Raw genomic sequence first — 10,199 nt, 5'->3', positions numbered from 1 at the left:
AACAACCTTCCTCGCCAGCCGTACTAATCATTATAGACAGCTCAATAAATTTTCATTATTCCGTGGTGCCCCGTGAGGGGCATGGATGGCTAACGGAAAACGTTAGTTCAATAAAGGGGCGCTATACAAACTATGAAGGTGTTGCCATGGTAACAACCTTTGGCATGCTTAAAAAATCAGGGATTTGCAGATGTCTACGCTTGCATTAATTAAAAAAAGAAAAAGCACCCAGTTGTTTGAGGTGCTTACTCAATGTGTTCGAATGAATTTAGTTGTCTGCAATGAGGGCAAAAGATGTTGATGAAATATGTATTTCACCGTTTTTCCAGGATCCTTGCCTGATGCTTATCGATACTTGCAACTGTATAACGTGGCGAATTCATTGGTTGAGCAACTATGGACATCGATTCGAATTATTTTGAACAATCAATGCATTGTGCTTCCCGTCAATTCTCATGATGAATTACGACTCCTTGTATTTGTGTTTTCATTTTCTGTCAAGGGTGGCTCCCATTTCATATACAAATTACTTAACCTTATCTAGCCGTACTCCCGTGGTGGCTATTTCTGTCGTGCCTTCTTCGATTTCTGCTGGATAATCCAAAGTAAAATACCCTCTTCCAATTCGCTCAATATCATCGTCAGTTGCTGGCCTAATTACAAAAGCTCTGTCCTTGATCCAAATGATTTCTTCATCATGAGTATCAAGTAAATAATCCTCAAACGGTAAATTGACGGCTTTCATAATAAACTCACTCCTAGAGGAAAAGTGGTCTTGGGTTCCCATTATAACCCTTGATGATTAACCTTAGATGAAGAAAATATAACGTTTTATTACAGATAGACGAACATTGATTTTAATTCGTTCATTGTAAAAAATCATCCAGTTTTGATTTGTTGTTGAGCTAAGGAAATATAGTGTAGGAGTTGCCTTATTGCGGCTCCTTTTTTATTTTCGTTGAAGTAACGGGCCGATTAGTTGAATAGTTCATAATCGGTTCTTTCTGTAATATACTGAATCGGGGTTATGAAAATGGGTAAAAATGGTGATATCAGAATTCTTGCTCCTATGAGCGAAAACGATATGGAATGGCTGAAAGAACAGTGGTTACAGTGGGGTGGCGATACCGTAATATCAAAAGGTAAGAAGCATCATATTCTGGACTTGGATGCATTCAACGCCTGGGTCGATGATAAACGAGTCGGGGAAGCTACTTACCGTCTAGGTATAAATGATTGCGAGTTAGTGAGTATTAATTCGACTGTACAAGGCATAGGTGTTGGGAGTAATTTGATTTCCACAGTGGAACAGAAGGTAAAGCAATCGGGAAGGAATCGCATTTGGCTTATAACATCAAATGATAATGTGGATACGTTAAGATTTTATCAACGACGTGGGTATCGAATAACCGCCATAAATCAAAACGCAATTGATGAGGCTAGGAAGCTGAAGCCAACAATCCCCAAAGTGGGTTATTACGATATACCGATTCATGACGAAATTGAACTCGAAAAAATACTATGATTATTTAGCTAACTGAAAACTATAGCTCAAACAGAACGAAACGAGGCTGCCGGCACAAACGGCAGCTTCGTTTGGTTAGCAGTTTAGTGAAAAAGGAATCAAGTGGTAATAATAAACTAAATTATTGTGCAGACGGGACGGTGAAATAAATGGGATTTGTCGGTACTCCTCTATGAGACATTATTTATTTCCCATTTATGGCGTTATAATAGCGCTTCTTACCTGGGGACTCTACAGAGAAGAAAAGAAAAAAATAAATAACACTGACGCGGGCAATGATTGAAATGAATGGTTAGAGGTTTTTCAACGGATAACAAGAGCTCATCAAAGGTTGCCAACATAGGTCATCCTCGGTCCATCTTGACGGGGGACTTTGCTTCCTTGAATTCCTGAATAAAAAGTAAATATAAGGCGAATAATTGCCTAGTAATGAAATCCACCTTAAGGAGGCTTGCAATGACTGAAAACAACCAGTTTGATGAAGTCGAAGACTTCGTGAGCTTTGAAGCTATGTCGGCTATGACTGCTGCTGAGATGCCAGATGAAAGCGAAAATCCTGATGATCATGATCCGAAGAAAGTTAATCAATTCGATAATCAATTCTTATATCCGCCGATTAATCCGCATCCCCGAAATGACTTAGAATAGTGTCATCTGCCAATGTGCCCCTACAATTAGTATCCGATGAAGTTTGGTTCTCTTCAAAGGGAACGATAGCTCGCTTGAGGCTGCCGACAATGCAGCCTTTTTTCACTTTCGGGCAGGTTACTTCAAGTTGATTTGGGAAAAATGAATCCAAATCTCATTAAGCTATTGGGCAGCATAGTTCAACGCAAAAAAGGGGCATTTATTTTCCGGCTGATCGAGAGCGGGAACCTTTCAAACGCATTGGGCATAAGCTGATATATGTCGATATGAGAGGATGTCTTGTACATGTTTCCTTATCTCCAAGAAATTCATCAATTCCCCTATCCCGATTATAGGTTTATGCCCCGCGGTTATTATAACTCCCCTTATTCTGAAGGATGGTGGCTCTGGAGCATTGGTGCCCTCGAATCGGATGAAAGATACCGTATATCCGCACAGCAACGGCTTACCTTCGTCCTTGTGCATGGTTCGTGGGCTGATTCTCATTTTTGGGATGGGGTAGCTGCAGTACTGCGTAGTCAAGGGCACATAGTCTACACTCCAGAATACGCAGGCCACGGAACAGATCCAAATAAAAATGTCACGCATGCAATGATTACGAAATCAATCGTTGATTATTTAAAACAGCTGAACCTGCGCGACATCATTCTCGTCGGGCACAGCTTCGGCGGAACAGTCATCCAGAAGGTTGCCGAACAGGTACCGGACCGCATCAAGCGCCTCGTCTTCTGGAACGCGTTCGTACTGAAAGACGGTGAGTCGGTTGCCGACGAGTTTCCGCCTCAAACGAGACAAGGTTTTGAACAGCTCAGAACCATGTCAACAGACGATACGATTATGCTTCCATTTGAGCTGTTTCGGTCCTTGTTCGTAAATACGGCCTCCACAGAGGATGCAAAGCTTTTTTATTCAAGTGTCTCTCCGGAGCCAGCTAAACCGCTTTTCGAGAAACTGGACCTAAAAGCGTTCTACGCGCTACCAACCCCCAAAAGCTATGTATATTTCTACCAAGATAATATATTCCCTCAAGGGGAGGGCTACGGTTGGAATCCCCACATGTCAAAACGACTCGGTCTGTTCCGCCTGATCGTTGGCGATGGGGACCACTTTACGGATACACGCACAAGACCAGCCTATTTGGCGCAGAAGATTTACGAGGCAGGTCGGGACTGATCGGGAGCCAAATTTTGCGGATAATTGTAACACAATTCGGCGAGTTCCTAAGCGATTAAAGCTCAGGCGTACGATGCTTGGTTTTTTTTGTCTATGAATTTATGGACGATTAATCTGTCAATTGCCGACGGAAGAAGGAAACAAGTAATGGGGAAACGCATACCCGGTATTACTTAAGCATTTCTCTTTTATTTTTGATTGTGGTTCCTAAGAAAAGGCGAGTTCATAATGGCAAGTCATTAAAACATTGAGAATAATTATCAGTGCAATATGCGAGTAAAGGCCCATCCAATAAATTTATTCGTATCAATTGGATGTTCAGATAGAATACTAACATATACTATGCAGCCTACGGAAGTCATCGCTATATTTACGATTTTCCCTTTACGTGATAAGCCTAAACGGTTTGCGATCCACAGTGAAGCGACTATGTAAACAACATAAATACTTAATAGCATAATCATGCTAAATCCCTTCCTTTCGAAGCTTTTTGACGTATCCACAATACTAAAATAAGAATCATCGGAATAATAATCGCGTAGAGCATATCGTATGCAAAGCTATACTGGATATCCCATGTTAAATTTTCAATCACACTGTTAAACAAAAGTGACATAGGTAGGATGATCCAAATTAAAGGAAGTGTGATGAAAGTTCTGTTCTCCAATTTAAACATTTGACCTATACCTAAAACAGCACAGTACATGGAGGTTGATAACTTTATTGAAACCGCAAAAATCCAAATTGTCGAAATAATTACCTCCAAGTGATCAATGAAGAAAGAGAACCGTAATTCCTGCGCTAATGTATAGATTGGGTACAATAAATGTGAAGAACGATAAACGCCCACAATTCCAAGTACGCAAAAGACATTAATGCTAAGTACAACTGCCCCCACTATAATACCCGCCATTATGGATGTTTTGAGTCTGTTCTGCACAAACGGGAATAGCATCGCTAGACATACTGTCTCACTAAAAGGAAACCCAAATTGCTGCTTCGTTTTGGCTACAAGCTGAAAGGGATTGAACACTTGTGCTGGACCGAAATTCTCCCAATCCCATGCGTTTAGCATTAAAAAGAAAACGGTCCAGAATATAATAAAAAAGGGAGGGACTATAAATTCGTTGACCATGGCAAGCGTCTCTGCGCCTTTTATGACAGTATAAGCAGAAACGAGCAGAAACGTTAGGTGCAATATTGTTATTGGCGTATTCCTCAGTACGTTGATACTTACAAAATCCCCTATATTACGAAGCACCCAAGCACTGATTTGAATAAAAAATAAAATGTATAAACTCGCAAAAAGAGTACCAACCTTGGTACCTAACACCCGCCTGCAAATTTGGACTATACTCAAGCCCGGAAAACGCCTAGCTAAATACAGCCAAAGTGATGCAACTATTGCTCCGTATAGACCTCCACATAGAGGCATGATCCATGCATATTCTTTAGCTGAGGTGATATAATCTCCTGTACGGATAAAAATCGAGGTCCCGAGTGTGAAACTAAAGGTTAGGAGAAACATTTGCCAGCCAGTTAGTCGTGCGTTTTCCATTATTTTAACTCTTTCCCATATGGAGTTTTTGTTCTGCCAATCCACTTGACCTTAGCGTTTACAGTAATAGATACATCTGTTTTCTTCCATGCTGTCTGATCCGATTTATATATGTTCCAAATTTTATCATGTTTTCGATCGATCTGATCTTGAATACCTAATAAGTCCCAGTTCTTATTCACCGTATTCTTTACGAATTTCTCGCATTCCTTTTCAAATTTTTCAATAAATTTTTGATTAATTTCTTTTGTATTTATCAAACCTGAACTCACTTCCGGGTTATCCAGTAATATTCTCAAGGAACCATTTACTTTAAGGCGCAGGCTGGGAGTTGTTCCAGATAAGGAAAGTTGTCTTTGAATCTTTGGATCTTCCAACATGACCTCCACAGTTTCTCTATTTTTAAGAATCAATTTGAATAGAAAACGGTTCGTTTTCTTGTTTAGTAAATTACTCATATTCATGGTTCTTTCATCAATTTTGCCTACAAATTTATCTTGGAAGAACACTACGCCGCCACTGATAAGGATGCTCTTATTAGCTGCATTTATGTTTTCAAGTTTAGAGGAACGAGAGTTTATTTCTGCGTCTTTAAGCGTAACATAAGGATAAATAATGGGTCGTTTCCGTGAAAGACTATTTACCGCATCCAGCGGACGAATGTTTGTTCCATACACTCCGGTTTCGTTCTCTTGAATCTCTATCATGTTCCGTATGGCTTTACCTGGGACTTGTTGCAATGGTATAGCGGAGTTCATGATTGATTCCACGGGTAAATCCGTCATGAGTAAATAGCCTGTCGAACGTCTGGTTGTATTACTCTCCAACTGGTTGAGAAGTTTGCGATAATAATCACTAGTAATTCGAAGCGAAAATACATAAACCTGAATGTCGTTCGTAAAAAGGAATCGCGGAAGTGTACGACTTGTAGAAAGGGATAATCCAGATATAGTTTCCTCTTGGCCCATTTTGTATGTATAGACAGGTGCAGTCGCAGGCCCTGCCGGTTTGGAGGAAAGTCCCGAAGGATTCAAGACTTGATAATACGATAATTCCTCGCCTGAATTTGGATCGACGTCAATGCCGAGAGTATCCACGATTGCTAACTGATTCAGTTCTTTTTTATCCCAACATCCAGATAGCAATAAGCTTACTACCGAGACAACCAATACAGTCATAGACATACGTACCATCAAGTTATCTCCTTATTTTGCGGCTTGAGAAAAAACGGTGAGACGACTTCATTTGGGGTCTCGGTACTCTAAACAAGGTATCTTTCCAATCTTTCGGACTCATCGGAGAAATTGGAAAGAAATACCGAACACCAAACGAACGCAATGAAACCAGATGAGCAAGTAAGATGAGTATGCCACACGTGATTCCGAAAAGGCCTAAAACGCCGGCTAATACCATAAAACAATATTGAACAATACGTTGGGCGATGCCAAAACTATATGCAGGTGCTACAAAATTTGCAATAGCTGTAATGGATACTACAATAATTATAGCGGCCGACATTAATCCTGCCTCCACTGCTGCTAGCCCCAGTACAAGAGCACCAACGGTCGAGATTGCTTGACCGGCAACACGAGGCATGCGTAAACCAGCTTCACGTAGTATCTCAAAAGTGATCATCATGATTAATGCTTCAAGAAAAGCTGGAAAAGGTACTCCCTCACGTTGTAATGATAAACTGATCAATAGGGGCAGCGGTAAAATTTGCGGATGGTAGGTAACAGTAGCGATATAAAAAGACGGGACGAAAATAGCCAATAAAAACGAGATCATACGCAGCCAGCGAAGAAGCGTGGAGATATCAGCCCGTTCATAATAATCTTCTGGTGAATTAAACAGTTGAAAAAAGGTAATCGGCCCAATCAATGCGATTGGTGAGCCTGATGAAACAATGGCAAAAGCACCTTCCAGCAGATGAGCAGCGACGACGTCCGGCCTTTCTGTCGCTAACATTTGAGGAAAAGGGGTCCAACGGGTGTCCTGAATCCATTCTTCCAAATAGGCACTTTCGAGAACACTATCTGCTTCAATAGTTTCCAAACGTCTCATCGCTTCAGCTATGATTTGACGCGGCGCTAAATTATTCATGTATACCAAGCATACCTCAGTCTTCGTTTCCCGACCGATGGACAGTTGATAATAGGTTAGGTGGCTTGATTTAATACGTTTACGCAATAATGCTAAACTAGCCTTAACATCCTCAGTAAAGCCTTCTTTCGAACCGCGAATCGTTGTTTCAATTTTTGCTTCCGTTACATCGCGATAAGGAATTTTTGAAAAATCTAATGCATATAAAACCCCTTCCTTGATTGGGAGAACGATAATGTGACCTTCCAGGATACTTTTGATGCAAGATTGTATCTCGGTTAGTATTTGCAAAGAAGAGCCAGGCAAACTTGCTGATAATTTACTTGTCGAAAGTTCATCACTGGTTTTATCGGAATGGTTTAATTTAATAAGGGGTTGCAATATAAATTCGTCAATACGCACTTTATCGACAAGGGAGTCAATAAAGAAATAATGGACTTCCCCAATTCCTGAAACGTGCAATGTATGATGGACAAAGTCAGGTGAATGGTCGAGCGCATTAGTGATCGAATGTATCATTTCGTCTACAGGCGAGGCAGATGCAAAAGTCATAAATTTCCCTCCAAAAACGATCTGTTCATACTTATTATGGCAATATAGGATATTTGTATGTATCCAGTTACGCTAATCTTGTGATGTTCAAACGATGGACAAGAAAATTAAAGAGTCACGAATCCTGTAGGATTGCCGGAGGGTGAGATCTTTTTGACGGATTGGCGAAGCTAAGTGATGGCGTCAAAGCCCGAAAGCATAGGCTCGATTCTCCCTTTGCCTGCGTCCGGTCAGAAGATCAATGGCATTCGCAACTTGAACAGACGCATTCAGCTTCATTTCGGCAGGGAGTACGGGATCGTGTACGACCCCAGCAAAGGCAAGGGCACGGTAGTGACGATCACGCTTCCCAAAAAGCAAGACTAAGACAAAACGCCATAAAATTCAGGAGGAACCTTTATGTACAACCTGCTCATCGTGGACGACGAACCGTTAATTTGCAAAGGTCTGAGCAATTGAGATTACAAGGTATTGCCCGTATAGCCGCCTATTTGCCGTATGTGGTGCCGGCTGTCGTTTTCCGGCTGCTCTGGCGAATCTCCGAATTCCAAATATCCGTCTTGAGTTACATGCCCGTGGCCGCTTAAGTTTTTAACCGTTTTGGAGTGGCAGTGGAACGAAATTGCTATCCCTTTCTGGAAGGAGCAGTCCGCCTTCTGCCGCAATCATGGTGTAAGAGTCGCGATCGAAGCGCACCCTGGCTTCCTTGTTAATAACACCGAAACCGCATTGCAACTTCGCAGCGAGGCTGGCGACAACATCGGCGTGAATTTTGATCCATCTCACCTATTTTGGCAGGGCATAGATCCGATCGAGTGCGTAAAGGCTTTGGGCGACTCGATTTATCACGTTCATGCGAAAGATACGAAAATGGATGAGCGCAACACGGCGCTGAATGGTGTTTTGGACGTAAAGCCATAAACGGACGAGTTAAATCGCTCATGGATTTTCCGTACGGTCGGTTACAGCCACAGTGATAATTTCTGGAAACAATTTGTCAGCACATTGCGCTTGGTGGGCTACGACGGGGCAATATCCATCGAACACGAAGACAGCTTGATGTCGGTAGGCGAAGGCTTCCGCAAAGCGGCGATATTCCTGAATGGGCTCATCCTCACCGAAAAGCCGGGAGCGATTTGGTGGGCGTAACTTTTTTGAAGAGACGGAGATTCCATATAAATGGAGGGATTCTCCTTTTTTTTTGATAGTGGAAGGGGAAAAGTTACTAGAATTGTGCGACTATCGCTCGGAGCATGCGCACAAAATCTTAATATTTCACATAATGAGCATAGTTTTAATCCTATTTTGATTACCATTTTTGGTGGTAAAGATGGGATTTAAGGACCCATGGGTAGAAGAACATTCAGAAACCTTTTTACATGAATTACAAAAAGAAATTTCAATTAATCATACTTTATTCTCCGTACCCTTACGTGTAATTGCAAGAAGATTAGACCGAGACGATTTATTGTTTATGTTTGAAGGATCCACAAAAGTGGTCCAGGTACATTTAACTTGGAAAGGTAAAAGTGAAGACGACCCTAATTGGCCTAAAACAAAAGTCTTTGCAATAATCCAGGATTGGATGAATCAAATAATGATTCCTGATAGTGAGGAATTCAACTAACGAAGAAGGCTAGTGAGATAAACAACGAAATAGTTGCGTTAATCGAAGGGTTTTTACAAATAAACTCAAGCCAAAAATAAGTCATAGTGAGACAATTATTTTACAAATAAAGTTGTGAATACGGAGGTAAGGTATGAAAAATAAAATACATATCCTTGGTGCCTCGGGATCTGGAACATCGACACTTGGAAATGAATTATCGTTAATATTGCCTCATATTAACTTAGATGGAGATGATTATTTTTGGATTGAGAAATTTACTTTACAAAGAGAACCAAAGGACAGAGTACAATTACTGAATAAAGACCTTTTGAAATATAAGCAGTGGATCCTTTCAGGGGCAGTATGTGGTTGGGGAGATGAGTTTAAATCATACTTTGATTTGGTCATTTTTATTTATACTCCTAAAGAAATAAGACTCCAAAGGATAAAAGACAGGGAATACCAAAGATATGGCGAAGAAATTTTTCATGGCGGGAGTAAATTCGAGCAATCAAAGGCTTTTCTGGAGTGGGCATCATTATATGATGAAGCCGGATTAGAAGTTAGGAGCAGAGCTTTACACGAACATTGGATGTTCGACTTAACTTGTCCGATATTGAGGATTGAAGGGGACTACACAGTTAAGGAAAGAGTGAACATTGTTTTGGATTATCTCAAACAAAACGATAGTTTTCTCAACTAACGAGGAACGATTGTTCAATAAAAAAACAGTACGAGGCTGCCGGCATCAATCGGTAGCCTCGTGCCTCTTCAGCTAATGGTCAGGATTTGTGTTTCTTACTAGCACTCAAAGAAAAGGCTATAGCGCTTTCCGTTAGACAAGCGGACAACAAATAAAGGACCGTATACGCTGATAGTGGCGGAAACAATAAGCTTCGAATTGACGGCGTTATTGACCAACCGCAGCAACTTAGCCTGTTTTCTCGTTCTCACGAGCCTGAAGAACCATGCTGCAAATATGCGATCGTTGGCAAGTTTTCGCAGCAGCTGCAGCATGATTAGGCTTACTC

Annotated in this window: 13 protein-coding genes; 8 read left to right on the top strand and 5 right to left on the bottom strand. The window is 41.1% G+C overall.

Annotated features, from left to right (window positions below):
* The coding region (locus tag BLT91_RS32435) for a hypothetical protein (RefSeq protein ID WP_217635301.1) at positions 1-209 on the top strand (209 nt) is incomplete at its 5' end.
* Between the two features lie 317 nt (positions 210-526).
* Here the strand turns inward: BLT91_RS32435 and BLT91_RS29605 are convergent.
* On the bottom strand, positions 527-745 hold the full coding sequence (locus BLT91_RS29605) for a hypothetical protein (RefSeq protein WP_057304559.1): 219 nt from the start codon (positions 743-745) through the stop codon (positions 527-529).
* A gap of 324 nt (positions 746-1,069) precedes the next feature.
* On the opposite strand from BLT91_RS29605, the gene BLT91_RS29600 reads away from it, so the two are divergent.
* From BLT91_RS29600 to BLT91_RS29590, 3 genes are all read left to right on the top strand, one after another.
* Positions 1,070-1,525, top strand: coding sequence for a GNAT family N-acetyltransferase (locus BLT91_RS29600; protein ID WP_254777201.1), 456 nt, complete (start codon positions 1,070-1,072; stop codon positions 1,523-1,525).
* A gap of 456 nt (positions 1,526-1,981) precedes the next feature.
* Entirely contained in the window at positions 1,982-2,173 is a 192-nt protein-coding gene (locus BLT91_RS29595) for a hypothetical protein (protein ID WP_090827758.1), read from the top strand.
* Between the two features lie 285 nt (positions 2,174-2,458).
* Complete coding sequence (locus BLT91_RS29590) at positions 2,459-3,346, top strand: alpha/beta fold hydrolase (protein ID WP_090827757.1); 888 nt, start codon at positions 2,459-2,461, stop codon at positions 3,344-3,346.
* A 460-nt stretch (positions 3,347-3,806) separates the two neighbouring features.
* On the opposite strand, the gene BLT91_RS29580 is transcribed toward BLT91_RS29590, so the two are convergent.
* The 3 genes from BLT91_RS29580 to BLT91_RS29570 are packed head-to-tail and all read right to left on the bottom strand — an operon-like array spanning position 3,807 to position 7,559.
* Positions 3,807-4,904, bottom strand: a complete 1,098-nt coding sequence (locus BLT91_RS29580; RefSeq protein WP_090827754.1) for a GerAB/ArcD/ProY family transporter — start codon at positions 4,902-4,904, stop codon at positions 3,807-3,809.
* Complete coding sequence (locus BLT91_RS29575; RefSeq protein ID WP_090827751.1) at positions 4,904-6,097, bottom strand: Ger(x)C family spore germination protein; 1,194 nt, start codon at positions 6,095-6,097, stop codon at positions 4,904-4,906. The genes BLT91_RS29580 and BLT91_RS29575 overlap by 1 nt, the downstream gene beginning before the upstream one ends.
* Before the next feature lie 4 nt (positions 6,098-6,101).
* Positions 6,102-7,559, bottom strand: a complete 1,458-nt coding sequence (locus BLT91_RS29570; RefSeq protein ID WP_090827750.1) for a spore germination protein — start codon at positions 7,557-7,559, stop codon at positions 6,102-6,104.
* 174 nt (positions 7,560-7,733) lie between these two features.
* On the opposite strand from BLT91_RS29570, the gene BLT91_RS29565 reads away from it, so the two are divergent.
* From BLT91_RS29565 to BLT91_RS29550, 4 genes are all read left to right on the top strand, one after another.
* Complete coding sequence (locus BLT91_RS29565; RefSeq protein WP_090827748.1) at positions 7,734-7,925, top strand: sensor histidine kinase; 192 nt, start codon at positions 7,734-7,736, stop codon at positions 7,923-7,925.
* 234 nt (positions 7,926-8,159) lie between these two features.
* On the top strand, positions 8,160-8,480 hold the full coding sequence (locus BLT91_RS33310; protein WP_254777200.1) for a sugar phosphate isomerase/epimerase family protein: 321 nt from the start codon (positions 8,160-8,162) through the stop codon (positions 8,478-8,480).
* Positions 8,481-8,889: 409 nt separating this feature from the next.
* Positions 8,890-9,186 carry a hypothetical protein gene (locus BLT91_RS29555; RefSeq protein ID WP_090827746.1) on the top strand — a complete coding sequence of 99 codons (297 nt, stop codon included), beginning with the start codon at positions 8,890-8,892 and terminating at the stop codon, positions 9,184-9,186.
* Between the two features lie 133 nt (positions 9,187-9,319).
* Complete coding sequence (locus BLT91_RS29550; RefSeq protein ID WP_090827744.1) at positions 9,320-9,871, top strand: ATP-binding protein; 552 nt, start codon at positions 9,320-9,322, stop codon at positions 9,869-9,871.
* A 98-nt stretch (positions 9,872-9,969) separates the two neighbouring features.
* Here the strand turns inward: BLT91_RS29550 and BLT91_RS32430 are convergent.
* The coding region (locus BLT91_RS32430; protein WP_217635300.1) for a hypothetical protein at positions 9,970-10,199 on the bottom strand (230 nt) is incomplete at its 5' end.

Source organism: Paenibacillus sp. yr247 (genome assembly GCF_900103825.1).
Taxonomy (GTDB): domain Bacteria; phylum Bacillota; class Bacilli; order Paenibacillales; family NBRC-103111; genus Paenibacillus_E.
Note: the sequence above shows the minus strand (reverse complement) of the source record. Positions and strands in the feature narration are given on the sequence as shown.